The organism is Streptomyces sp. NPDC096040, assembly GCF_040303265.1.
Taxonomy (GTDB): Bacteria; Actinomycetota; Actinomycetes; order Streptomycetales; family Streptomycetaceae; genus Streptomyces.
The window spans coordinates 1-22562 of record NZ_JBEOTA010000042.1; the positions used below are offsets into that span (position 1 = coordinate 1).

A 22562-nucleotide genomic window follows, 5' to 3' on the forward strand; every position below is an offset into this window, starting at 1 on the left:
ACAGTCCGCCCCCAACACAGGCCCCACCCACCCCTGGTGGGCGAGCGTCACGAATGTCCCACAACCACACTCAGCGACTTCGCCAACGGAATCAGTCCTGGGGTTCGTAGTGGGTGGGCAGCGGTCCGTCCTCCAGACCGGCCGGGGTGTAGAGCCAGCCCTTGCCGTCGGCCTGCATGATGAATGGATCGTCGCCACGCAGCGCGGCCACGCCCTCGGCGTCCTCGTCGGGTTCGTAGTCGGGGGCGCGGTCGGGCACGAAGTCCGGGACGTCCCGGCCGGTCCACTTCCCCTCATCCGGGTCCCACCAGAGGTACTTCTTGCGCTCGCTCCACGGGGTGCCGTCGGGGGCGGCGGAGGCACGGTTGTAGAGGATGCGACGGTTGGCGGGCCAGGCCCAGGCCCACTCGGCGGCCACCCAGTCCTGCTCCCACTCGGGCTTCTTGCGGGCGGCCTGGTTGACGCCGTCCGCGTAGACGCCGCAGTAGATCCAGCAGCCGCAGCGGGTGGAGCCGTCCTCCTTGAGTTCGGTGTAGGCGCTCAGCGGGCCGCCGTCGGGTCCGTGGCCGCTGATCTCGGCGAGCACGGCGTCGGCGACCGGCTCCTCGAGTTCGCCGCTGACCGGATAGTCCCAGGCCAGATCCAGGATCGGTCGGTCCATGGGGTCGGTGGAGCCGGCCAGCTTCTCCCGGATGCGGCGGCCCAGGTGGTACATGAACCACAGGTCGCTGCGCGCGTCGCCCTCGGGTTCGACGGCGGCGTGGTGCCACTGCACCCAGCGGTTGGTGTTGGTGAAGGAGCCGGACTTCTCGGTGTGGGCGGCGGCCGGGAAGAAGAACACCTCGGTGCCGATGTCCTCGGTGCGCAGTTCGCCGGTCTCGATCTCGGGGCCGTCCCGCCACCAGGTCGCCGACTCGATCAGGGAGAAGTCCCGGACCACCAGCCACTCGAGGTTGGCCATGCCGAGGCGCTGGAGGCGGGTGTTGGCGGAGCCGACGGCGGGGTTCTCGCCGAGCAGGAAGTAGCCCTTGCAGTCGCCGTCGAGCTGGGCCATGACCGTGTCGTAGGTGGAGTGCGAGCCGGTCAGCCTCGGCAGGTGGTCGAAGCAGAAGTCGTTGTCGGCGGTGGCCGCGTCGCCGTAGTACGCCTTGAGGAGGCTGACGACGTAGGACCGCATGTTCGACCAGAAGCCCTTCACCGTGCGGCTCGCCTCGATGAAGTTGTCAAGGTTCATGTCGGCGTGGGCGTGCGGCATCGGGATGTAGCCGGGCAGCAGGTTGAACAGGGTCGGGATGTCGCTGGAGCCCTGGATGGAGGCGTGGCCGCGCAGGGCCTGGATGCCGCCGCCGGGGCGGCCGATGTTGCCGAGCAGCAGCTGGAGGACGCTCGCGGCGCGGATGAACTGGCTGCCGGTGGAGTGCTGGGTCCAGCCCACGGCGTAGGCGAAGGCGCTGGTGCGGTCGGGACCGGAGTTGGCCGTCAGCGCGTCGCAGACCTTCCGGAAGGTCTCCCGCGGGATGCCGCAGACGTTCTCGACCATCTCGGGGGTGTAGCGGGCGTAGTGCCGTTTGAGGATCTGGTAGACGCAGCGCGGGTGCTGGAGGGTCTCGTCGGCGGGGGCACGGTGTCCGGTCCGGGCGCCGCCGGAGCCGTGCGCCTCGGCGCCCGCCGCCTTGCGGGTGCGCTCCTCGTACTGTTCGTCGGCCTCGCCGGTGGGCTGCTGGACTTCCACGCCCTCGTACTGCCAGCTGCGGGGGTCGTAGTGGGCCTTCTCCTCGTCGAGGCCGGAGAAGACGCCGTCGAGGTCCTCGGTGTCCTGGAAGTCCTCGCTGACCAGGGTGGCCGCGTTGGTGTACTTCAGGACGTACTCGCGGAAGTCCTTCTCCTCGGTCAGGACGTGGTTGATGATCCCGCCGAGGAAGGCGATGTCGGTGCCCGCGCGGATCGGTACGTACAGGTCGGAGAGGGCGCTGGTGCGGTTGAAGCGCGGGTCGACGTCGATGATCGTGGCGCCGCGCAGCTTGGCCTCCATCACCCACTGGAAGCCGACCGGGTGGCACTCGGCGAAGTTGGAGCCCTCGATGACGATGCAGTCCGAGTGCTGGAGGTCCTGCATGAAGGTGGTGGCGCCACCGCGCCCGAAGGAGGTGCCGAGGCCGGCGACGGTGGAGCTGTGGCAGACCCGGGCCTGGTTCTCCACCTGGACCACGCCGAGGCCGGTCAGCAGCTTCTTGATGAGGTAGTTCTCCTCGTTGTCGAGGGTCGCGCCGCCGAGGCTGGCGATGCCCATGGTGCGGGCGGTGCGCATGCCGTCGTGCTCCCACTCCCAGGTCTCGCGCCGGGTGCGGATCACGCGTTCGGCGACCATGTCCATCGCCGTGTCCAGGTCGAGGGGCTCCCAGTCGGTGCCGTGCGGCCGCCGGTAGAGGACCTGGTGTTCCCGCGCGGGCCCGGTGGTGAGCTGGAGGGTGGCCGAGCCCTTGGGACAGAGCCGGCCGCGGCTCACCGGGGAGGCGGGGTCGCCCTCGATCTGGACGACCTTCTCGTCCCGGACGTAGACCTGCTGGCCGCAGCCGACCGCGCAGTACGGGCACACCGACTGCACCACGCGCTCGGCGTCCTCGGTGCGGGGGCGCAGGTTCCCGGTGTACGACGACTTGGCGGCCGCGCCCCGGCCGGTGCGGTCGGGGCCGGTGAGCTGGCGGTAGACGGGCCAGGAGCGGAACCGGTCTGCGAGGGTCATGGCTGCCGTCCCTTCCCAGGCTCAGGCCGACGGCTCGTCCGGCAGTGGATTCTCAGGGTGCACCGAGCCCGAGCGCGGTGCACCCCGGGGGCCCGTCCCGGCCTCGTCGGTGTCGGGGACGCCGGCGTCGGGGCCCTCGTCGGTCCGGTCTTCTGCCGCGTCCCACTGGTCCTTGCCCTGCCCGGCCTGCTGGTCGGGCATGTCCCGCGGCACCGGCCTGTCGCCCTGCTTGTCTCCCACGGCTTTCCCACCCACGGCCTTCTCACCCACGGCGTACTCCCTCGCGTCGTTCCGAGGCTCCCGCGAGTACCTCGAAGGGAGATCGTGAAACGCGGGATGCGCCATGACGGGGCTCGGCGCCGAGCCAACGCGGGAGGCCGCCGGGGAGTCGTCGAACGCGAGTGCGAGCCGGGGCGGGCTCAGCGCGGGGCCCGCTCCTCCAGCGCCGTGCGCCAGGCGGGCAGGCGGTCCTCGGTGGCCGGTTCCGCGCGCCGGCCGCCGCGTCCGAAGAAGTCGGCGAGGGGCAGGATCGCGGCACCGACGGTGACCGCGTCCGGGCCGAGCCGGCCGAGGTCGATGGTGACCCGCTCGGCGGGGTGGCGCAGCGCGTACATGGTCGCGTACCGGCGTACGGCGGGCAGGAAGCGGGCGCCGAGCTGGAGGCCGGCCCAGCCGCCGATCAGGATCCGCTCGGGCTGGAAGAGGTTGATCAGGTCGGAGAGGCCCGCGCCCAGGTACTCGGCGGTCTCCTCCAGGACGGCGAGGGCGACCGGGTCGGGCTCGGTGCCCTCCGGCGGGTAGGCGGCGGCGAGCATCGCGGTGAGCGCGGTCTCCTCGTCGGTGCCCTCGGCCGGACGGCCGCCCTCCTCCCGCCAGCGGGCAAGGAGCGACTCGGCGCCGGCGTACGCCTCCAGACAGCCGAGCGCACCGCAGCGGCAGCGGCGGCCCCGCACCCGTACCGTCAGGTGGCCCCACTCGACGGCCCGGCCGTGCTCCACCTCGGCGGTGACCAGGCAGGCGCCGACGCCGGAGCCGAACAGCACCACGACGGCGTTGTCCGCGCCGCGCCCGGCGCCGAACCACATCTCGGCCTGGCCCAGGGTCTTGGCGCCGTTGTCGATGAAGTACCGTACGGAATCCTGGAGTTGGCAGCCGGTGCGGAGCAGCTTCTCCAGCGGAACGGCGTCCCAGCCGATGGTCTGGCCGTGCACCAGGGCACCGCGGTCGGCGGTGTGCTCGACGATGCCGGGGACGCCGACACCGACGCCGAGCAGCAGCTCGGGCGAGGCACCCTCGGTCGCGAGGACCTCCGCGATGCCGTCCCGGATGTGGCCGACGATCACCTCGACGTCGTAGCCCTGCTGCTCCAACGGACGCTCGACACGGGCGAGTTCGGTGAGGGTCAGATCGAACAGCTCGACCCGGACCCGGGTCTCGCCGACGTCGACGCCGATCATCTGACCGCTGTGCGGGGCGACACGCAGCAGGGTGCGGGGGCGGCCGCCGTCGGAGTCGACGCTGCCGGCCTCCTCGACCAGGCCGTCGGCGACCAGGTCGGCGACCACGTTGCTCACCGAGCCGGAGCTCAGGCCAGTGGCCGGGCCCAGCTCGAAGCGGCTGAGGGGGCCGTCGAAATAGAGCCGCTGGAGCACGGCCGTGCGGTTGGCCCTCCTGAGGTCGCGTACCGTGCGCCCGTTCCGCCCCGCCATGTGGCTCCCTTCACGAACCCTGCCCGACCTGCAACATACTCCTTCGGGCGGTGGGAAGCGATATTTTCCCAACCCTTAGTTCACGCTGTGAGTGAAGGGTACCGCAGGGAGGTGCGAGTACGGGGAGCGCCCCTTGCGTGGCGCTTCGGGCGAGGGCGTCGATCAGGATGCCGCGTATACATCCTCCACGTAACGGCCGTCCGCCACCAGGGAGTCAAGCCATTCTTCCTCCGATCAAGCGTGGCCCTCCGGAAATGCGGCACGGCGCCGCCGCACTACACGATCGTGCAGTCGAAAGTGGCCGCCGGCTCTTGCGCCGTGCCGGTGAAGTTGCCTCTGACCTGCGTGGTCGCCTTGGATGGCGGGCAAAGGCGCGGAGGTGGACATGGCGACGGACCGGCTCGACGGTGTGGTCTGACGCAACCGTGCCCTGACGCTCTTCGACCGGGTTGCGGTGCCGGTCGCGGTGTGCGATGTGTACGGGCTGGTGCTGCTGGCCAATCCGGCGATGGCCGCCGAATGCGGTACGACCCCGGGACGGCTGCGCGGCCGGGATGTGCTGGAGCTGTTCCGTCCGCAGGAGGAGGCGCAGGTGGAGCGGATCGCCGAGGCGCTGCGGCTGCGGCATCGCTCGCGCTACCAGGTGTCGGTACGGTGGCGGCCGCGCGGCGGGGCCGAGCGGTACGGGGAGCTTACGGCGGACCCGGTGAGCGAGGCCGTGGGCGAGACGCCGTCGCTGCTGGTGATGTTACGGGTGGACGGCGAGCGGGAGGCGCCCGAGGCGGAGCCGGCGAGGGTCACCCCGGTCGAGGGGCGGGTGCTCGCGCTGCTGGCCCGGGGCGCCGGCACGGCCCGGGCCGCCCGCGACCTGGGCCTCACCAAGGACGGCGTCACCTACCATCCGCGCCGCCTGTCGGCCCGCTGGGCCGCGGCCAACCGCACCGAACTGGTCGCCCGCGCCTATGCCCTGGGCGTACTGACCCCCGGCGTGTGGCCGTCCGCTCCGTCCGGACAGGCGGTGCCCGCGCCTTCCGGAGCGCCGAAGCGGGCGAGTGTGTGCCAGACCATCTTGAGGTCCTGGATCGCGTGGCGGCCGGTGCGGGCCGCGTCGCCGATGATCCGCGGGTCCACGACGCCCTTCTCGGCGATCACGGCGCCGAGTTCCGCGTACTGCGGGCCCCGGTAGTCGGCGTGGCGACGCAGGTCGGACACGGTGAGCCGGTAGCCGGGGTGCCATTCGACCGCGCAGGGCAGCCGACGGGCCGCCGCTTCCACCGGCGTGCCCTGGTAGCAGGCGTCCAGGACGAGGGCTGCCACGTCCCGGTCGAGCCGTACACCGCCGTGCACCTGTGTCTCGATGTAGTCGTTGAGGGCGTCCTGCTCGTCGGCCTCGGCCAGGGCGAGGAGGTGCGTTCCGGCGGCGACCCCGAAGTCCGTCGGCTCGGCGGCGCTGTCGGGGTAGCAGAAGGTCGCGCGGTGGAGTGCCGGGCCGGTCAGCCGCAGGTGCGAGGATCCGAAGCGGGGGGCCGCGCCGACCACTTGGCGGCGGAAGTTCAGCGCCCCGTACACCGGTCGCTCGGCCGGGTCGGCGTCGTCGTAGATCCCGCCGAAGATCCGGCTCTCCCAGCGCCGACGGTCGCCGCCGGGGTGCGCCGTGAGCCCGCCGTTGCTGGTTCCGGTGACGAACTGTGAGTGGTAGGCGCCGTCCCGGGCCAGCGCCTCCAGGATCGGCAGCCCGGCCGACAGCCGGTCGGGGTGGAAGTTCAGGGTGATGCGCAGACCGGGGTCGAGGGCAGGGCCCGAGGACAGCCCGGCCACATGGCGCAGCGCCGCCGCGGCCCGTGCCGTCCCGATGTCCGCGAGTTCCATCGGCTCCCCTCCCCCGCGGCCCCGTCCCCGCCCGTCCGGTGCCCGCCGACCCTAGCCGATCACGGCCGGCCCGGTCGCGGCCGTTTCGCCGCGGGGGTCAGCTCGTCACGGCGATGAACACCCCGGCCCCCAGGAAGATCACCCCGCCGAACACCAGGAACACCAGTGGCCCCACGACGTGCCGCCACATGCGCACCCGGGCGACCTGCGGGTACGCCGCCAGATAGACGACCTCCACCTGCCGTCCCGTGGCCAGGCCCATGCCGGAACCGTGCATCCGCGGCGAGAACTCCACCCGGTAGCCGGAGCGGTCCGTGAAGGCGATGACGGGGATCCACTTGGGCCCGTCGCTGTCGTTGGTGCGCACGTTGTCCACGACGAGCCCCCAGGTGTGCAGCCCGTGCCGGCGCAGCCGCCGTACCACCGCACCCTCACGCATCGCGACCCCGAGAAGTCCGAGGCCCACCACCGTGCACAGCACCGCACCGAAGTTCAACGTCCCAACCCTTCCGCCCCGCCTGTCCGTTCAGCACCTCGGGAGCAGGAGACGCGTCGGCCTGGTGTTCGGTTGCGGACGCTGGGGCGCGGTCTTCGGAAACTCTCCGTAGTCCACCCTGGTCATCCGGCCACCGGCGCGCGAGTGATCCGCGGAAAACACGTTCGACGTGACACGTGAGTGGGAACAGGCCAAGGGATGCAAGACGTACGGAAGTGGGCCAAGGGTCTGCCGCAACTGCTGCGGCGCCATCGGGACCCGGTGGTCGTCCAGACGCTGCGGTCGGCCGCCGCGGCCACGATCGCCTACGTCGTCGCGCTCCGCCTGAGCCCGGAACCAGCACCGCTCACCGCTCCGCTGACCGCGCTCCTGGTCGTGCAGGTGACCCTGTACGCCACCCTCACCAACGGTTTCCGCCGGGTCAACTCGGTGGTGGCCGGTGTGCTGGTCGCCATCGCGTTCAGCCAGCTGGTGGGACTGACCTGGTGGAGTCTGGCGCTGCTGATCGTGGCCTCGCTGGCGGTGGGGCGTCTGGTGCGCGTGGACGAGTACGTGCCCGAGGTGGCGATCAGCGCCATGCTGGTGCTCGGGGTCACCACCATCAGCAGTACGGCGTGGGCGCGGATCGTGGAGACGCTGATCGGCGCGGTCGTCGGAATGGCCTGCAATCTGCTGCTCCCTCCCCCGGTGTGGGTGGACGAGGCCGGGGAGTCGATCGAGGGCCTGGCCCGCCGGCTGCGGCAGTTGATGCTGCGCATGGGCGAGGAGGCGTCGGGGCTGACGCCGTGGCAGCAGGCGGCCGAGCGGCTGCACGAGGCCCGCCGGCTCGACCACGCCATCGTCGAGGTGGACGCGGCGCTGCGGCAGGCCGAGGACAGTCTGCGGCTCAATCCGCGGGTCAAGGAGGGCCTGCTGCACCGGGTGGTGCTGCGCACCGGTCTGGACACGCTGGAGATCTGCACGGTCGTGCTCCGCGTGCTGGCCCGCACCTTCACCGACCTGGCCAAGGTCCGCGAGCCCGAGCCGCTGTTCGCCTCGGACGCGGGGGCGGCAGTGGAGCAGCTGCTGTCCCAGATCGCCGACGCCGTGGTGAGCTTCGCGGTGCTGGTGACCACCAGCATCAGCGAGAGTGCCGAGTCGGCCGAGGCGCGGCTCTCCGCCGAACTGCACACCGCGACCGGCACCCGCGACAAGCTCGCCGAGCTGCTCCGGGACGAGGCCCGCCGCGACGACCGGAACTGGCAGCTGCCGGGGGCCGTCCTGACCGAGGTCAACCGGCTCCTCGACGAACTGGACACCGAGCACCGCACCCGCCGTCTGCTGGAGGAGCTGGACCGCGTCTCCGCCGAGCAGCGCGCCAAGCGGCCGTGGCTGACCTGGCTGCGGGAGCGGGTCGGCGCACCGGAGCGGCTGCAGCGGAACCGGGCGGATGGTGCGGAGCGTTCTCAGTCCAGGACGGGGAAGGGGGCACGCCTGTGACCGACACGGCGGTACGGATCGACGGGACCACACTGCGGTTGCCCGGCGGAGTGGCGGTGCGCTTCGTACGCACGCTGCGGCTGCCGGAAACGGGGACGCATCCGCTGCCGCCGGGGCTCGGCGAGTTCCCGGTCCGGCGGGTGAGCGATTATCCGGACACGGTTCCGGCCGCATGGCGGGCGCGTGGCGGGGTGATGCTGCCGGTGTATCTGCGCGAGGCGATGTGGCTGAGCTTCGCGGGCACGGTGGAACCGGCCGCCCTCCAGGTCGGTGTCGGCAAGGTGTGCGCGGTGTCCGGCGAGCCGTGGAGCGAGCGGTTGTCCCGGGATCCGCAGAACTATCTGGTGCTGCCCCGGCAGCCCTGGCTGGACGGCATCAATTCGGGCAAGGGCACGGTCCGCCAGTTCGTGGCGGTGCCGCTCGGTCTCGGCGCCACCGTGGAGGGGCAGGTCACCGGCGAGGAGGTGTGGGGCGGAGTGCAGCTCCAGTCCTTCGCGCTCAAGGAGGGGCCCCTCGCCGAGTGGCGGCGTGAGGAGCGGCTGCGGCGGCGGAAGCGGACGCGCGCGCCGGGATCGCTCGGCGGCTACGGCGCGGCACTGCCGATGACGGCCGCGGCACCCGCCGCGCCCGGCGCCGCCCCGCGCTCCCGCTCGGCGGGGATGGGCCTCGGTGTCGGCGGCTCGATGCACCAGGAGGTCTACCAGGACGACCGGCCGCCGCGGGACTGGGCCGACAGCCCTGCCGGGCGGGTCTTCGTGCACCTGGTCACGCCCCCGGAGTGGCGCCGCATCACAGGCGAGGCGCCCCCGCCGTCCCCGGTGGACCGGGCGGCGTACAACCGCGCCGGGCTGCCCTGGTTCGACTACTACGACCAGGACGCCCAGGATCTCGCCCCCACGGACGCCCTGGAGGCGGTCAAACCGGTCGGCGACTGGCTCGGCGACGACATGGAGCCCTGGCACCCGCCGTCCCAGGGGCAGGTGATCCCCCTCAAGGACCCGCCCGGCAAGCCGGTGGAGGACGGCGACTGGTGACAGTCGTTGCAGGGTGTGCAACGACTGTTGCCCGTCTTGCCTTTGCCCCTGGGCGCGCGCCAAGGTTGCTGTGACGACCGAGGCGACCGACGACCTGAGGTGCGGGCATGGGCAGTGGTACGGAAGCGCGGCGCGGCGGCTGGAGCAGGCGCCGGTTCGTCGGCGCGGTGGCGGGCGCCGCGGCGGTGGTGGCGGTCCCCGCACCGGCGGCACCGCCCGAGAAGACGCACCCGGCGCCGCGCCCGGCGACCGAGTCCCCGACGAAGTCGCCGGCCGGCCCGCGCCCTCTCTACCTCGGCACCTACACCTCCGTGGACGGCGGCGGCACCGGCATCGGTCTCGCCACCTACGCCCCCGACAGCGGCCGGATCACCGGCACCGGCACGCTCACCGGCGTCGCCGATCCGTCGTATCTTGCCGTCCATCCGGACGGCAGCACGCTGTACGCGGTGAACGAGCGTACGGACGGCGGGGTGACCGCCGTACGCCTGGCGGACCGGAAGATCCTCGGCAGCCGGAGCACGGGCGGGGCGGGCCCCTGTCATCTCTCGGTGCACCCGAGCGGCCGCTGGCTGCTGAGCGCCAACTACACCTCGGGCAGTGTGGCCGTCCATCCGATCGACGCCACGGGCGCCCTCGGCGAGCGCACGGACCTGGTCACGCACTCGAGCCCGTCACCCGGCCCCGGCCAACAGGGCCCGCACGCCCACCAGTTCATCACCGGTCCGGACGGCGGCCATGTCCTCGCCGTCGACCTGGGCACCGACACGGTCTACAGCTACCGCCTCGGCCTCACGAAGGGCACACTCACCGAGGTCGCCCAGGCGCACACCAGGCCGGGGGCCGGCCCGCGCCATCTGACCTTCCATCCCGGCGGCCGGTACGCGTACCTGGCCAACGAGGTGGACGACACGATCGCGGTGTGCGGCTACGACCCGGCCGGCGGCCGCCTCTCGATCGGCGAACCCCAGTCCTCCGGCAGCAAGGCGGGCACCACCAACTACCCGGCCCAGATCCTGGTCACCGGTGACGGCGCCTACGCCTACCTCGCCAACCGCGGCGACAACACGCTCGCACGGTACGCGGTCGAGGCCGACGGGGCCCGGCTGCGGCTGCTGGACACGGTCCCGGTGGAAGGGGACTTCCCCCGGCAGATCGCGTTCTCGCCGGACGGCCGGCTGCTGTTCGCGTCCAACCAGCGGTCCGGCACCGTGAGTGTCTTCACCGTCGATGCGCGCAGCGGTGAACTCCGGCTCGTGGGTGAGCCGTTCGCGTCACCCGTCGCCGTCTGCGCGCTGCCGCTGTAGCGTCCGCGGGCAGGAGGCGGCGGCCTGGGCCAGCAGGACGTGCATGCGTTCGGTGAGCCGGGCGACGTCGTCGGCGGGCGCGTGGAAGGCCAGTCGTACGTCGCCGTGGGCGCGGGTGCGTTCGATGCGCAGGGTCAGTCCGTGCCGGTCGACGGCGAGGGGCCGGACGCGGGTCGCGGCGTGCAGGCTCTCGGGCTCGACGAGCCTGGTGAGCCGCTCGACGGCGTCCGGGTGGGCGTCGGCGAGGTGGGTCAGCAGTCCGGCCTCTGCACCGGCCAGCGGGTCGGGGTTCGCGGCGGCGAACTCGTCGAGGTCGACGACGACCGCGCCGGTGGGCCGGCGCAGGACCACACGGGTGGGCTGGAAGACGAGGTGCTCGTCGGAGGGCACGAACCAGCCGGCCATCCACAGCCGGGCCCGGATCCGGTTGCGCACCGGTACGGGTGCGACGTCGGTGAACTCCAGCACCGCGGACGGCTCGCCGCGCGGGGCGCAGATCGCGGCCGCGAGCAGGGCGCTGTCCTCCGGCACGTGCAGCAGCACCCGGCCGTCGTCGGCGACGGCGTGCGCGCCGACGAACTCCTCACGTCCCCCGTCCGCGGTCACCATGCACGACCACGCTGCGGCCAGCAGTGACCGGGCCTGTTCGGCCGCGCCGGGGACGGCCGCCCAGGCCGCCTGTTCTTCACCCATCCCGAACCTCCTTAGGTAAGCCTCACCTAACTTAGCGAAGATCGGGGAGTACGCCAACCACGGAGCGTCACGGACGCGAAGAACAGGGTGGGGAAACGCGCCGGAGCACTCAGGAGATGACGCCCAGCAGGGCCCGCGCGCACAGGTCCCGCACCTGCTCCCGCGTCAACTCCTCGGTACGCAGCCACTCCAGGCAGACGTGCGTGGTGAAGGCGAGCCAGCCGCGCACCGCCAGCCGGGTGTCGGGGCGTAGTTCCAGGGCGGGGCCGAACTCGGGGTCGGCGGCGAGGGCGGCGAGGATCTGGCGCTCCTGGGCGGCCTGGGCCTGCCGGTAGACGCGGCGCACGGCCTGGTCGCCGGAGGCCTCGGCGCGATGGAATGCCCGGAAGCCGTGCGCGTGGGTATGCACGTAGTCGAGGTAGACGTCGAGGCCGGCGGTGAGCTGCTCCCGGGCGGGTACGCCGGGGTCGGCCGCGGTCATCCGCAGCATCCGCTCACTCTCCCGCTCCACCACCGCCGCGAAGAAGTCGCGCTTGGTCGGAAAATAGTGGTACAGCAGGCCCCGGGAGACACCGGCGATCTCGGCGACCTGCTCGATCCAGACGTCGTCGTACGGACTCTCGGAGAAGAGCCTGGCCCCGACCGAGAGGAGCTGCTCACGGCGTTCCGCGGTGCTGAGTCTGCGGCGGCTGCGCTCACCCTGGTTCGCGACCATGCCCGCACTTTACTTGACGTGAGTTCAACAACGGGATGAGACTGAAACGCCTATTGAACCCACGTACAACTAGCTCAACCTGCCGCAGCATCAAGGGAGATCGCGTCATGGCGGAGACGGCCACGCAGACGGCGACGGGGGCCGACGGCCCGCTGCCGAAGGGGTTCCGGGGCGCCGAGCAGGGCTGGCCCGAGCTGCACCGAATACCACACCCGCCGCATCGGGTGCCCTTCCTCGGCGACGTCCTGGGCGTCGACCGGCGCAAGCCGCTCCAGGACTCGATGCGATTCGCCCGGCAGCTGGGCCCGATCTTCCGGCGGCGGGCGTTCGGCAACGAGTTCGTGTTCGTGTGGGGCGCCGAACTGGCCGCCGACATGGCCGACGAGTCGCGGTTCGCCAAGCATGTGGGCCTGGGGGTCGCCAACCTGCGCCCGATCGCCGGGGACGGGCTGTTCACGGCGTACAACCACGAGCCGAACTGGCAGCTGGCGCACGATGTCCTGGCCCCGGGTTTCAGCCGGGAGGCCATGGAGGGCTATCACGCGATGATGCTGTCGGTGGCCGGCCGGCTGACCGGCCACTGGGACCGGGAGCTGGCGGCCGGCCGCTGGGTCGACGTACCCGGCGACATGACCAAGCTGACCCTGGAGACGATCGCCCGCACCGGCTTCGGCCATGACTTCGGCTCGTTCGAGCGGGACCGGCCGCACCCCTTCGTGACCGCGATGATCGGCACGCTCACCTACGCCCAGCGCCTCAACAGCGTGCCCTCGCCGCTGGCCCCGCTGCTGCTGCGGCAGGCCGCGCGGCGCAACGCGGCCGACATCGACCACCTCGACCGCACGGTCGACGACCTGGTCGCCGAGCGCCGCAGGACCGGCCGCGGGGAGGGCGATCTGCTCGACCGGATGCTGGAGACGGCCCACCCGGAGACCGGGGAGCGACTGTCCGCCGAGAACGTACGGCGGCAGGTGATCACCTTCCTGGTGGCCGGCCACGAGACCACCTCGGGCGCGCTCTCCTTCGCCCTGCACTATCTCGCCCTGCACCCGGAGATCGCCGCCAGAGCCGCCGCCGAGGTGGACCGTGTCTGGGGCGACACGCCCGTGCCTGGGTACGACCAGGTCGCCAAGCTCCGTTACGTCCGCCGGGTCCTCGACGAGTCGCTACGCCTGTGGCCCACTGCCCCCGCCTTCGCCCGCGAGGCCCGCCAGGACACCGTGCTCGCCGGGGACCATCCGATGCGCCGGGGTGGCTGGGCCCTGGTCCTGACCCCGATGCTGCACCGGGACCCCGAGGTGTGGGGCCCGGACCCCGAGAGCTTCGATCCGGACCGCTTCGAAGCGAAGGCGGCACGTGGCCGGGCCCCGCACACCTTCAAGCCGTTCGGCACGGGTGCGCGGGCCTGCATCGGCCGCCAGTTCGCCCTGCACGAGGCCACCCTGGTGCTCGGCCTGCTGCTGCGCCGCTACGACCTGGAGGCCGACCCCGGCTACCGGCTGCGGGTGACCGAGCGGCTGACGCTGATGCCGGACGGGCTGCGGCTGCGCCTTGAGCGGCGCCGTCCCGCCCCGGCGCCGGTGACCGTGCCGGACGTCCCCGCGTCAGAGGGCGGCGGCTGTCCAGTGCACGGGGCGGGTGACTGACACCGGCAGCCGGGTGCCGGCACTGCCCCGGGCCGCGTCGAGCTGCGGCTGGGTCAGGAAGAACGCGCCCGTGAGGTCCGCGCCGGTGAGATCGGCGTCGCGCAGGTCGGCGCCGATCAGGTCCGTGTCCCGCAGGTCGGCGCCGGTGAGGTCGGCGGCGATCAGGTAGGCCCCGCGCAGGCTCGCGCCGCGCAGGTCGGCGCCCCTGAGCCGGGCGCCCATCAGGTCCGCGCCCCGGCGGTCCTTCTTCTGGTTCCGCACGCCCGCGCGAGCCAGCTCGCTGGTGCGCAGCAAGAGCACATTGACCTGCTGCCGGTGGGCGGCCACGTCCAGGGCGGCGAGTTCCTCGGGCGTGCCGAGGGTGAGTTCCTCGGTGGTCTCCAGCAGCTGCCTCAACTCGCCGTGGACGGGGCGGGCGGCGGGCAGGTCCAGCGCCTCGGTGAGGTACCGGAGCAGTTCGTGCAGCTGCCGTACGACCGGGAACGCGTCGAACATCCGGCGGGCGTGCTCCGCGGTCCCGGTCCGCCAGTCCTGCCCGCCGAAGGTGACCTGGGAGACCCGCTGACCGGCCCCGAAGCAGTCGTAGACCGTGCAGCCGGTGAACCCCCGCTGCCGCAGGCCGGTGTGGATACCGCAGCGGTGGTCGCCGCCGAGGTTCCGGCAGGGCTTCCCGGCGGGCTTGCCGACCGCGAAGTCGGCGGAGGCGGTGAACGGCAGAGCGACACAGCACAGGCCGAAGCAGCGGGCGCAGTCCCCGCGCAGGCTTCGCAGCGGAGACCGTTCGGATATGTGTTCTCGCATCCGCCCAGCGTACTGACCTGGGCGGCCGCGGCTCAGACGCTCTCCAGGCGTTGGAAGACGTCCCCGTCGGCCGTGCGCAGGCGGGCCGCGTCCGCCCCCGGAGGCCGGCCGAACCGGCGCCGGTACTCGCGGCTGAACTGGGATGCGCTGTCGTAGCCGACCGCGTGGCCGATGTCGGCCACGTCCTCCGTGCTGCTCATCAGGCGCAGCCGGGCCTCCTGGAGGCGGATGTGCTTCTGGCACTGGATCGGGGTCATCGCGGTGACCGCCCGGAAGTGCCGGTGGAACGGGGATGCGCTCATCCCGGCGAGCCGGGCGAGGTCCTCGACCCGCAGCGGGTCGGTGAAGTGGTCACGGATGAAGCGGACTGCCCGGCCGATCTGGGTCAGGCGGCTGTCGGCGAGCCCGATCTGCCGGACCAGCACGCCCTGCTCGCCGGTGATCAGCCGCCACAGGATCTCCCGTTCGATCATCGGGGCGAGGTTCTCCCGGCCGTGGACCGGGCGCAGCCCTGCCGCCTGCCGTACGCCTCCGCCGTCGATCCAGACCGTCACGTCCGGGGCGAGGATCTCCATGAGCGCGTGGATGTCGCCGCCGAGGGCGGCCGAGACGAAACGCTCGGTCGCCTCCCGCCGGACGCGGGGGTGGGCGCGGTAGCGGGGGCGGCGGGCGAGCTGGCCTACCGAGGCGGGGCTGCGGTCGAGCATGCCGGCGATCTCGGTGTCGAGATAGCCGAACACCTCGTTGCCCCGAATACGACGAGTTTCATATGTCTTCCCCTCCCCTGCTCCTGCCGTCTGAGAGGGGCCCGACGGCGACGAGTGTGACATCGCGCCGCCGGGTGGGACGTGGATCACTCCTCCTCGGCGGGCACGTCCAGGTGTTCGAGCCGGTCCGGGTCGGCGAGGATGTACATCTCGGTGATTTGGCCGTCGGCGACGGTGACCGCCATGACCGACAGCGGGCGTCCCTCGGGCGCGGTGACCGCGCCGACCGTGCCGTTGACGAGCACCAGGCGCGACCAGACCGAGTACTGCCGGAAGGTGAAGGCCCCTTCGGCCACCGCCCGGGCGCCGCGCAGCACCTTGGACGCCGCCGCTCCGCGCACCAGCCTGCCCGAGTCGACGCGCAGCACCACGTCCGGGTGGAGCAGGGCGAGCAGCGCCTCGAAGTCGCCGCCCCGGGAGGCGGCCAGGAAGGCGTCGAGGACCTGGCGCTGCCTTTCCAGGTCCGGGTCGGCCGACGGGGTGGCGCCCCGTACCCGGCGGCGGGCCCGGCTGGCCAGCTGACGTGTCGCCGCCGAACCGCGTTCCACGATCGGAGCGATGTCGTCGAAGGGCACCGCGAACATGTCGTGCAGGACGAACGCCAGCCGCTCGGCGGGCTCCAGCGTCTCCAGGACGATCAGCAGGGCGAGTCCGACGGCGTCCGCCTCCAGCACCTCCTGTTCGGGGTCGATGCCGGACAGCGGCCTGATCAGCGGGTCCGGGACGAACGTCTCGTCCATCGGCTGCTCGCGCCGCGCCGTGCGGGAGCGCAGCATGTCGAGGCAGACCCGGCCGACCACCGTGGTCAGCCAGCCGCCGAGGTTGCGGATCTCGTCCGCGTCGGTGCGTCCGAGCTTGAGCCAGGCCTCCTGGACCGCGTCCTCGGCCTCGGCGATCGAGCCGAGCATCCGGTAGGCCACCGCGCGCAGATGGTCGCGGTGCTCCTCGAAGCGGCGGGCCAGCAGTTCCGTGTTCTCGGTCATGTGCGCGCCCTACCGGGAGAAGAGTTCGAAGGCGACGGCCGGCTTCCCGCCGAAGCGTTCACCGTGCGCGGCGGTGTGTTCGGTCAGGAAGTCGCCGACGTACGACTCGGGGTCCTCGTCGGTCAACGCCTCGATGTAGGTGCGGTGTTCGAGGAGGGAGCGGATCGCCCGTTCCAGGCCGGGCGAGGCGTCGACGGCGTGCGTGGCCGCGGGGGACCCGGCGACGGCGACCCAGCGGACGCCGTTCCAGGGCTCCAGGCCCTGGTCGGTGAGCTCCGGGAAGATCCAGCGGTTGCCGGCGTCGCCCGCCGCGTCGAGCGTGGCGCGGCCGACGGCCCGGTGGTCGGGGGTGTTCCAGTAGAGGCCGCCCCAGGTGTCCCGGTGGTTCAGCGTGATGACCGGCTCGGGGCGACGGCGGCGGATCGCGGCCGCGATGTCCCGGCGCAGCGCGGGCCCGTACTCGATCACCCCGTCCCGGTGGTCGAGGAACTCCACGGCCGGGACACCCACCACGGCCGCGCTCGCCCGCTGCTCCCGCTCGCGCAGTGGGCCGCACCGGGCGGGCTCCAGGGTGTCCATGCCCGCCTCGCCACGGGTCGTGAGGACATAGGTGACCTCGCGGCCCTCGTCCATCCAGGCGGCGATCGCCGCGGAGCAGCCGTACTCCAGGTCGTCCGGGTGGGCGACCACGGCGAGGGCGCGTCGCCAGTCGTCGGGGCATGGGCTCGAGCGGGGTGATCTTCGGCTCGGTCATGGCCGCAGACTATGCGGACACGCCCTGCCCGCAACCCTTTTTGCGGGCCGTCACCACGGGACGTGACGACCCGTCACACCTCGTCGCGGGCGAGCGCGAGGAGCCGGTCCAGGACCCGCGGGGCGCCGGTGCGCAGTCCGTCGTGCTCGAACTCGTCGGTGACCCAGGTACGCAGGCCCCGCACGGCCCGGGCGGTCCGCAGCGAGTGCCCGGAGTCGACGTACATGTCGTCGTGGTACACGGCGGCGGCGACCGGGACCTCGTTGACAGCGAGGCGGGCCGCATCGTACAGCGGCTGCCAGTCGGTGCGGGCGGCGAGCAGTTCGGCGGTCTCGCGCAGCGGGCGCAGGGACGGGTCGGTCTCGAACACCCAGGGGTGGACCGTCTCGCCGGTGAACAGCACCGGGGCGTCGTCGGTGAGCGCCTTGGCCGCGTCGAACTGCGGGAACTCGGCGCGCACCCGCTCGGCCGCCCAGGCGGTGGGGCGGGTGTCCTGGCCGTAGAGCGGCTCGTGGACGAGGGCGTAGAGCGGGTTGCTCGCGTACGACAGCAGGGCCTGGGCCTGTTCCTGGAAGGCGTCGGAGAGTTCGGCGCCGGCCGGGGTGCGGACGAAGGCGTCCTCCAGGAGGAAGTGGAGGCGGTGACTGCCGTCGCTCATGCCCAGCATCAGGCCGAGGGACTGGAAGGCCTCGACGGTGAGCCGGTAGCCGTTCGGCAGGACCACCTGGTGCTCGAGGAGGTGCTCGGCGATCCGCCGGACCCGTTCGACGTCCATCGGGTAGCGGTCGTAGTGCGCTGTGACCTTGCGTTCCATGCGCGGGTAGGCGGCCCGGTACACGTCGTCGGCGTGGGCGTCGAGGGCGGGCAGGCCACCGGTGATGAGGGAGGTCTTGAGACCCTCCGGGAAGAACGACAGATAGGTCACCGTGCAGAAGCCGCCGAAACTCTGGCCGAGGGTGGTCCAGGGGGCGCCGCCGGTGAGCCGCGGACGGATCGCCTCGCAGTCCCGGACGATCGAGTCGGCACGGAAGCGGGCCAGGTGGTCGGCCTGGGCGGCGGCGCCGCCGCGCAGCGGCAGCGTCTGCCGGTTGACCGGGGTGGAGCGGCCGGTGCCGCGCTGGTCGAGGAGCAGGACGCGGTACTCCTGCAGGGCCCGGTCGAGCCAGGCCTGCCGTCCGACGAAACGATTCGCCCCGAATCCCGGGCCGCCCTGCAGATAGAGCAGCCAGGGCAACTCCTCGTCCGCCTTGTCGCTCGCGACCGCCTCCCGGGCGTACAGCTCGATGGTCTCGCCGTCCGGGGCGGCGTGGTCCAGAGGGACGGTGAAGTGGCGGTCGCTGAGGACGACGCCGGGCTGGCGGTAGCTGAGGCTCAACGTTTCTCCCGGGACGGACGTGTGGTCGCGACCCAGTTCAGCACACGTCCGGGGCCGGTTCACCCCCCGGGATCATGAAATCGTTACTGAATAACCGATCAGCGGGCGGCGAGGCTGGAGCGGCGCACCACCAGTTCCGGCTGGAGCACCACCCGGCGGTGCTCGTGCGCCGCCTGTCCCTCGCGCTCCTCGGTCTCCTCCAGGAGCAGGTCGGCAGCCATGGCGCCCATGGTCACGGCCGGCTGGCGGACCGAGGTCAGCGGTACCGCGGCCGCGGCGGCGAACTCGATGTCGTCGTAGCCGACGATCGCCAGGTCGTCCGGGACGACCACCCCGGCCGCGTACATGGCCTGGAGGACACCGAGGGCGAGCAGGTCGTTGGCGCAGAACACGGCGGTGGGCCGGTCGGCGAGGCCGAGCAGCCGGGCCCCCGCGTCCCGCCCGGCCGCGACGTCCAGACGCTCGGTCGGCAGCTCGCGCAGCGCGTCGGGACCGAGGCCCGCCTCGGCGAGGGCGTTCAGGGCGCCGGTGCGCCGGTCGCGGACCTGGTTGAGCCCGGGCGGCCCGCTGACGTAGGCGAGGGACCGATGCCCGGCGTCGACGAGATGGCGGACCGCGAGCGCCCCGCCCGCCACGTCGTCGACGCTGACGGAGCACTCGGTGGTGCCTTCCGCGACCCGGTCGACCAGCACGAAGGGGATGCCGTGCCGGCGGAAGGTCTCGATGTTGCGGCCGGTGGCGTCCGCCGGGGTGAGCAGGACGCCGCGCACCCGCTGTTCGGCGAAGAGCGAGAGGTAGTCGGCCTCCTCGCCGGCGTTCTGGGCGCTGTTGCAGACCATCACACCGAGCCCGGCCTCCCGGGCCGCCCGTTCGGCACCCCGGGCCACGTCCACGAAGAAGGGGTTGCCCATGTCGAGGACGAGCAGGCCCATGATCCGGCTGCGGCCCGCGCGCAGCTGGCGCGCGGACTCGCTGCGGACATAGCCGAGCCGGTCGATCGCCGACTGCACCCGGGCCCGGGTCTCGCCGGCGACGGTGTCCGGGCGGTTGATGACGTTGGAGACCGTGCCCACCGAGACTCCGGCGGCGCGGGCGACGTCCTTGATACCCACCGACTGGACCATCGGTCGAGACCTCCAGGGAACCGTGGACGGCACCTCCACAGCGAGGAAGGGCACATCCGGAAGGGCTTCACATTACGACATGACTCGCACACCGGCCCGGGTCAGGCGGGCAGGGCGAAGTCGACGACATGGAGCGCCGAGGGGGTCGTACCGCTCGATGTCTCCTGGTACATGAACGACAGCACGTTGTCCGCCCCGACCCGCATCTCGTCGATCACGACCTCGCCGAAGGCGTTCAGTTCGCTGCCGTCGTGGAGCAGCGCCCAGTCGGTGTACCCGGAGGCCTTGGACGCGCCGGCGATCCGTCCGAAGGGGAAGACCGCGTAGGCGTTGTCGTACCTGTCCAGGAGCAGCTTGGTGCGCTGGCTGGAGTTCAGGGCGACCGGGATCTCGGTCTTCTGCCAGGTGCCGGAGGAGTTCCTGCGGACATGGAAGGCACGGCCGTTCGCGGTGCGGTCGCTGACGTAGTTCGTGGTGCACTGGCCGAAGCGGCCGGGCACATAGCTGATGATCGCGTGCGGAAGGCCGGCGGAGTCGGTCCACTGGCTCTCCTGGTTCATCAGGGAGTGGTCCGGGTTGAGCGGGTCGACGACGAGACCCGGGTCGGTGACGGCGACGGTGTCCGAGGTGCCGGTGGTGGCGACCAGGGCGCCGGTGTCGTTGCGCCAGGTGCGGCCGCGGTCGGTGGAGTAGACATAGCCGGTGTCGTGGTTGGTGATGCCACCGCTGTTGCACATCACGGCGCTGCTCTGCTCCCGCCAGGTGAAGAACGCGTGCAGCCGCCCGTCGACGCCGTAGTCGATGCCGTGCAGATACATGTTCCGGGCGGTGGACGAGCCGTGCTCGCTCCCGTACGTCCCGCTGGAGCTGGTCCACTCCCCCAGCACGGTCCAGCTCGAACCGTCGTACTCGGCAAGGGCGTTACGGCCGTTCCCGGATATCCCCACCCGATAGCTCAGCTGCAGCTTCCCCTCGGGCGTGGAGATGAACTGCGGGTAGGTGAACCGCGAGGTCGGCGACACCCCGTCGAGCGATGTCTGTACGGCACCGAAAACGGCCGAAGTCCACGCCGTGGAAACGGGGTTGTCCAGCAGCCCCGCGACCGACCTCACGTAGAAGAAGCCGTCGCTGTGGGAGTCCATGTTGATGTGGAGACGGCCGTCGGTCCTGGAGACGCCCATGGAGATGACGTTGTGGGAGTCGCTGGACTTCAGCCGGTGGGCGAGGGTGACGGTGGACCACGACGACCCGCCCAGCACCCTGCGGCCGATCACCGCGGCGCCGGTCGAGGTGTACCAGCCGGCGTACTGGTGGCCCTTGTAGGTGAACAGGCCGTTCTTCTGGAAGGAGTTGTTGTTGACCAGGCCGTCGTAGGAGACGAAGTAGACGGCTTGGGCGTCGAGTCGGGTGATGCCCTTCTTGGTGACCGAGGGGCCGGGATCGGCGGCCCGTGCGATGCCCGGCGTTGCCACGCCGGCCAGTATGGCGGTGGTGAGCACGGTACGGCGTCTCATGAGCGGCTCCTGAGCGAGGGGACGGGTCAGGTGAGGTGGAACACTTCGGTGAGCGGCTTCATCGCCTCGTCGGGCCGGGTGCCGTCCAGCGACTCGAAGAACGGCCCCATCTCGGCCTGCCAGCGGGCGTTGACCTCGGTGGCCTCCATGCCGGCGCGGGCGGCCTCGAAGTCCTCGGTCTCCAGATAGCCGACCAGCAGGCCGTCGTCGCGCAGGAAGAGCGAGTAGTTGTGCCAACCGGTGGCGGAGAGCGCCTCGCGCATCTCCGGCCACACGGTGGCATGGCGTTCGCGGTACTCGGCGATGCGGTCCTTCCGGACCTTGAGGAGGAAACAGACGCGCTGCATCAACGCCCCTTGAACGCGCCTAGAAGTTGAACTGGTCGATGTTCTTCGCGTCGAACACGGTCGGCTTGCCGAGGTTGATCACGCCGTCCTTGCCGATGGTGTAGGTGGTGGAGCCGGCCTTGAAGGTCTCGCCCTCCTTGCCGGTGATCTGCCCGGAGGCCAGGGCGACGGCGGTGCGGGCGGCGAGGTCGCCGAGCTTGGCCGGGTCCCACAGCTCGAAGGCGTCGACGGTGCCGTTCTTGACGTACTGCCGCATGTCGTTGGGCGTGCCGAGTCCGGTCAGCTTGACCTTGCCCTTGTACTTGGAGCCGGACAGGTACTGGGCGGCCGCCTTGATGCCGACGGTAGTCGGGGAGACGATCCCCTTGAGGTTCGGGTACTGCTGGAGCAGGCCCTGGGTCTGCTGGAAGGACTGCTGCGCGTCGTCGTTGCCGTAGGCGATCTTGACCAGCTTGACGTTCTTGTACTTCGGGTCCTTCAGCTCCTCCCTCATGTACCCGATCCAGGTGTTCTGGTTGGTCGCGGTCTGTGCGGCGGACAGGACCGCGATCTCGCCCTTGTACCCGATCTGCTGGGCGAGCAGCTGCACTTCGGTACGGCCGAGGTCCTCGGCGCCGGCCTGCGAGACGAAGGCGTTGCGGCAGCCGGCGTTGGTGTCGGAGTCGTAGGTGACGACCTTGATCCCGTTACTCATGGCCTGCTTGAGCGCGGTGCACAGCGCGCCGGGGTCCTGGGCGGACACGGCCATGGCGTTGACCTGCTGCTGGGTGAGGGTGTTGACGTAGGAGACCTGCCCGGAGGTGTCGGTGGCACTGGAGGGCCCGACCTCCTTGTACTTGGAACCCAGCTCGGTGAGCGCCTTCTCGCCGCCCTTGTCGGCGGAGGTGAAGTAGGGGTTGTTGACCTGCTTGGGGAGGAAGCCGACGGTGAGGCCCTTCTTGAGGGCGGCGGTCGGATCGGCCTTCGCGGTGGAGGTGGCCGCTGAGTCGTCACTGCTGGAGTTGTTCTTGGTGGTACCACCACAGGCGGTGGCGGCGAGGGCGAGGGAGGAGACGGCGGCGAGGGCGACGGAGGCACGCCGGAGGGATGACTTACGCATAAGGGTTCCTTTGCACGAAGGTACTCTGGAGCGCCCCGTCAGGGGCGCCGGGCTGCATTTCATTTGCGGCTCCGCCGCGTGGGCGCGATCAACCACACACAACCCGC

18 protein-coding genes and 3 pseudogenes are annotated in these 22562 nt (G+C 71.7%); 5 read left to right on the plus strand and 16 right to left on the minus strand.

The window, feature by feature from the left end; translation table 11 throughout:
• Nucleotides 1-94: 94 nt before the first annotated feature.
• From fdh to ABTY98_RS37150, 3 genes and pseudogenes are all read right to left on the minus strand, one after another.
• Nucleotides 95-2743: pseudogene (gene fdh, locus ABTY98_RS37140) on the minus strand (formate dehydrogenase); the annotation flags it as partial.
• Between the two features lie 21 nt (nucleotides 2744-2764).
• Complete coding sequence (locus tag ABTY98_RS37145) at nucleotides 2765-3013, minus strand: hypothetical protein (RefSeq protein ID WP_502994447.1); 249 nt, start codon at nucleotides 3011-3013, stop codon at nucleotides 2765-2767.
• Nucleotides 3014-3162: 149 nt separating this feature from the next.
• Complete coding sequence (locus ABTY98_RS37150; protein WP_352225545.1) at nucleotides 3163-4452, minus strand: ROK family transcriptional regulator; 1290 nt, start codon at nucleotides 4450-4452, stop codon at nucleotides 3163-3165.
• Nucleotides 4453-4882: 430 nt separating this feature from the next.
• Here ABTY98_RS37150 and ABTY98_RS37155 point away from each other — a divergent pair.
• A pseudogene (locus tag ABTY98_RS37155) lies at nucleotides 4883-5464 on the plus strand (PAS domain S-box protein); the annotation flags it as partial.
• Here ABTY98_RS37155 and ABTY98_RS37160 read toward each other — a convergent pair.
• Nucleotides 5413-6321, minus strand: a complete 909-nt coding sequence (locus tag ABTY98_RS37160; protein WP_352225546.1) for a DUF3626 domain-containing protein — start codon at nucleotides 6319-6321, stop codon at nucleotides 5413-5415. The pseudogene ABTY98_RS37155 and the gene ABTY98_RS37160 sit on opposite strands and share 52 nt — an antisense overlap.
• A 97-nt stretch (nucleotides 6322-6418) precedes the next feature.
• A complete protein-coding gene (locus ABTY98_RS37165; protein WP_352225547.1) occupies nucleotides 6419-6817 on the minus strand; it encodes a DUF3592 domain-containing protein in 399 nt (132 codons plus the stop codon).
• Nucleotides 6818-7015: 198 nt separating this feature from the next.
• On the opposite strand from ABTY98_RS37165, the gene ABTY98_RS37170 reads away from it, so the two are divergent.
• From ABTY98_RS37170 to ABTY98_RS37180, 3 genes are all read left to right on the plus strand, one after another.
• Nucleotides 7016-8296 (plus strand): FUSC family protein, encoded by a 1281-nt coding sequence (locus ABTY98_RS37170; protein WP_352225548.1) that lies wholly within the window; start codon nucleotides 7016-7018, stop codon nucleotides 8294-8296.
• Nucleotides 8293-9330 carry a hypothetical protein gene (locus ABTY98_RS37175; RefSeq protein WP_352225549.1) on the plus strand — a complete coding sequence of 346 codons (1038 nt, stop codon included), beginning with the start codon at nucleotides 8293-8295 and terminating at the stop codon, nucleotides 9328-9330. The genes ABTY98_RS37170 and ABTY98_RS37175 overlap by 4 nt, the downstream gene beginning before the upstream one ends.
• Nucleotides 9331-9437: 107 nt before the next feature.
• Entirely contained in the window at nucleotides 9438-10637 is a 1200-nt protein-coding gene (locus tag ABTY98_RS37180) for a lactonase family protein (RefSeq protein ID WP_352225550.1), read from the plus strand.
• Here ABTY98_RS37180 and ABTY98_RS37185 read toward each other — a convergent pair.
• The gene (locus ABTY98_RS37185) at nucleotides 10605-11330 is read right to left on the minus strand and encodes a DUF2470 domain-containing protein (RefSeq protein ID WP_352225551.1); all 726 of its coding nucleotides are present in this window, start codon (nucleotides 11328-11330) and stop codon (nucleotides 10605-10607) included. The two genes, ABTY98_RS37180 and ABTY98_RS37185, sit on opposite strands and share 33 nt — an antisense overlap.
• A 109-nt stretch (nucleotides 11331-11439) precedes the next feature.
• On the minus strand, nucleotides 11440-12045 hold the full coding sequence (locus ABTY98_RS37190; RefSeq protein ID WP_352225552.1) for a TetR/AcrR family transcriptional regulator: 606 nt from the start codon (nucleotides 12043-12045) through the stop codon (nucleotides 11440-11442).
• A gap of 107 nt (nucleotides 12046-12152) precedes the next feature.
• Here ABTY98_RS37190 and ABTY98_RS37195 point away from each other — a divergent pair, with 107 nt between their 5' ends.
• Entirely contained in the window at nucleotides 12153-13691 is a 1539-nt protein-coding gene (locus ABTY98_RS37195) for a cytochrome P450 (RefSeq protein WP_352225553.1), read from the plus strand.
• Here the strand turns inward: ABTY98_RS37195 and ABTY98_RS37200 are convergent.
• The 9 genes and pseudogenes from ABTY98_RS37200 to rhaS form a co-directional block, all read right to left on the minus strand.
• A complete protein-coding gene (locus ABTY98_RS37200; RefSeq protein WP_352225554.1) occupies nucleotides 13650-14492 on the minus strand; it encodes a pentapeptide repeat-containing protein in 843 nt (280 codons plus the stop codon). The genes ABTY98_RS37195 and ABTY98_RS37200 overlap by 42 nt on opposite strands.
• A 32-nt stretch (nucleotides 14493-14524) precedes the next feature.
• A complete protein-coding gene (locus tag ABTY98_RS37205; protein ID WP_352225555.1) occupies nucleotides 14525-15232 on the minus strand; it encodes a helix-turn-helix domain-containing protein in 708 nt (235 codons plus the stop codon).
• Nucleotides 15233-15345: 113 nt separating this feature from the next.
• Complete coding sequence (sigJ, locus tag ABTY98_RS37210; protein WP_352225556.1) at nucleotides 15346-16242, minus strand: RNA polymerase sigma factor SigJ; 897 nt, start codon at nucleotides 16240-16242, stop codon at nucleotides 15346-15348.
• A 9-nt stretch (nucleotides 16243-16251) separates the two neighbouring features.
• Nucleotides 16252-16996 (minus strand): annotated as a pseudogene (locus tag ABTY98_RS37215) (PIG-L deacetylase family protein).
• 73 nt (nucleotides 16997-17069) lie between these two features.
• Complete coding sequence (locus ABTY98_RS37220; protein WP_352225557.1) at nucleotides 17070-18371, minus strand: alpha/beta fold hydrolase; 1302 nt, start codon at nucleotides 18369-18371, stop codon at nucleotides 17070-17072.
• A gap of 98 nt (nucleotides 18372-18469) precedes the next feature.
• Complete coding sequence (locus tag ABTY98_RS37225) at nucleotides 18470-19495, minus strand: LacI family DNA-binding transcriptional regulator (protein WP_352225558.1); 1026 nt, start codon at nucleotides 19493-19495, stop codon at nucleotides 18470-18472.
• A 101-nt stretch (nucleotides 19496-19596) separates the two neighbouring features.
• Nucleotides 19597-21009, minus strand: coding sequence for a BNR repeat-containing protein (locus tag ABTY98_RS37230; protein ID WP_352225559.1), 1413 nt, complete (start codon nucleotides 21007-21009; stop codon nucleotides 19597-19599).
• 26 nt (nucleotides 21010-21035) lie between these two features.
• Nucleotides 21036-21356, minus strand: a complete 321-nt coding sequence (locus ABTY98_RS37235; RefSeq protein WP_352225560.1) for an L-rhamnose mutarotase — start codon at nucleotides 21354-21356, stop codon at nucleotides 21036-21038.
• Between the two features lie 19 nt (nucleotides 21357-21375).
• Nucleotides 21376-22455, minus strand: a complete 1080-nt coding sequence (rhaS, locus tag ABTY98_RS37240; protein ID WP_352225561.1) for a rhamnose ABC transporter substrate-binding protein — start codon at nucleotides 22453-22455, stop codon at nucleotides 21376-21378.
• Between the last annotated feature and the right edge of the window lie 107 nt (nucleotides 22456-22562).

Bases quoted from the DNA above. Each gene is read 5' to 3' on its own strand.
- ABTY98_RS37150 (WP_352225545.1), bottom strand. From the start codon at position 4,452: ATGGCGGGGCGGAACGGGCGCACGGTACGCGACCTCAGGAGGGCCAAC.
- ABTY98_RS37160 (WP_352225546.1), bottom strand. From the start codon at position 6,321: ATGGAACTCGCGGACATCGGGACGGCACGGGCCGCGGCGGCGCTGCGC.
- ABTY98_RS37170 (WP_352225548.1), top strand. From the start codon at position 7,016: ATGCAAGACGTACGGAAGTGGGCCAAGGGTCTGCCGCAACTGCTGCGG.
- ABTY98_RS37180 (WP_352225550.1), top strand. From the start codon at position 9,438: ATGGGCAGTGGTACGGAAGCGCGGCGCGGCGGCTGGAGCAGGCGCCGG.
- ABTY98_RS37185 (WP_352225551.1), bottom strand. From the start codon at position 11,330: ATGGGTGAAGAACAGGCGGCCTGGGCGGCCGTCCCCGGCGCGGCCGAA.
- ABTY98_RS37190 (WP_352225552.1), bottom strand. From the start codon at position 12,045: ATGGTCGCGAACCAGGGTGAGCGCAGCCGCCGCAGACTCAGCACCGCG.
- ABTY98_RS37195 (WP_352225553.1), top strand. From the start codon at position 12,153: ATGGCGGAGACGGCCACGCAGACGGCGACGGGGGCCGACGGCCCGCTG.
- ABTY98_RS37200 (WP_352225554.1), bottom strand. From the start codon at position 14,492: ATGCGAGAACACATATCCGAACGGTCTCCGCTGCGAAGCCTGCGCGGG.
- sigJ (WP_352225556.1), bottom strand. From the start codon at position 16,242: ATGACCGAGAACACGGAACTGCTGGCCCGCCGCTTCGAGGAGCACCGC.
- ABTY98_RS37225 (WP_352225558.1), bottom strand. From the start codon at position 19,495: ATGGTCCAGTCGGTGGGTATCAAGGACGTCGCCCGCGCCGCCGGAGTC.
- ABTY98_RS37230 (WP_352225559.1), bottom strand. From the start codon at position 21,009: ATGAGACGCCGTACCGTGCTCACCACCGCCATACTGGCCGGCGTGGCA.
- ABTY98_RS37235 (WP_352225560.1), bottom strand. From the start codon at position 21,356: ATGCAGCGCGTCTGTTTCCTCCTCAAGGTCCGGAAGGACCGCATCGCC.
- rhaS (WP_352225561.1), bottom strand. From the start codon at position 22,455: ATGCGTAAGTCATCCCTCCGGCGTGCCTCCGTCGCCCTCGCCGCCGTC.